Below are 1,172 nucleotides of genomic sequence, written 5' to 3'. Positions count from 1 at the left end.
AGTCATAGCCATCGAAAGCGATCTCGATCCCGTTGTCCTTCAATAAATGAATATGATTGATAATGGTTCTTTTTTCTTTGAGATTGAACGAAAGGAGCGAACTGCCATTAATGCTGGGGATTAGCTGTTGTTCATGCTTCTTGAGTGTCGTTTGAGCGTCGTTCAGTTCTCGGATGAACGCTTTATCCAATAACGCGGATTGGTTCATGGTCACGAATAATTTATTGGGTGTCTGTACGGATGGGGACGACGTGGCCTCGATCTGTGAAAGGGCATTTAATTGGATCCGCATCAGTACTTCACGATAAATCGCCAGTGGGTGATCGGGATGCAATGGCTGATACCCCTTGTTCAGAGGTGTCTGTTGTTTGGTCGCCTTGGCATAAATCTCACTGCCGAACAATTCATCGTTTCGCTTGAGGATTGATTGCCTGAAGAAAACCAATGCGAAGTTATCTTGCACGGTATATTGCCTGCTGGACTCCATTGTTTAGTCCCTTTAAGAATGAAAGTTTGCTTGCTTTACTGAGACGACCCCTCGAAGCAATCGATAGCCATAACCGCGAACACTATGAATGATGTTAATGCCGAAGTGCTTTTTGATTTTGTTTCGAAGGCGGCTTATGGATTTCTCCAGAACACGCGAGTCATAGAGTTTGATATTCAAACCCATGGATTCGGCCATGGAGTCATGGTGCAGGATATTACCTTCTGCATTGATAAGCGCATCCAGGGCTTTCATTTCCTGATAAGCCAGATCCAGTTTGAGCTCATCGTTGTATAAGTGCAGGCATGTTTGGTCCAAGGTCAACTTAATGGCAGGCTGCCATTCAGGTGTTTCGAGCAACTCTGAAATTAACCTGGCTTTTTCATCCTGGTCGTTAGGTACATTGATACAATGATCTGCACCGGCCAGGTAACATTCAATTTTGGTTTGCGGAGCGCGAAAATTGATTGCAACGATAATGGACAGTTCTGTTGGGCTCGTACGTAATTTCTTGATGAGCGCCAGGCAGTCATTAAGAATGGAAGGGCTTTCAATGTCGATTAGTACGGCATCGTGGGCTTGAGCTTCGCTATCTGGATTTAATGGGTTTGTGTAATCTAATGTATATATATGCGTRAGATTGGGTGCAAATAACTGTCGAAGTTTCTCTGCCGAGCGCCAAGTG

At 44.6% G+C, this 1,172-nt stretch carries 1 protein-coding gene and 1 pseudogene; both read right to left on the bottom strand.

Annotated elements, in window-relative coordinates:
* Window positions 1-487: pseudogene (locus AC1DLB_RS30495) on the bottom strand (EAL domain-containing protein); the annotation flags it as partial.
* Between the two features lie 12 nt (window positions 488-499).
* On the bottom strand, window positions 500-1,172 hold a 673-nt coding region (locus AC1DLB_RS30490; RefSeq protein WP_477786342.1), incomplete at its 5' end, for a winged helix-turn-helix domain-containing protein.

Source organism: Pseudomonas sp. 05N434, from assembly GCF_056396965.1.
This window is presented reverse-complemented; position numbering and strand designations above follow the sequence as displayed.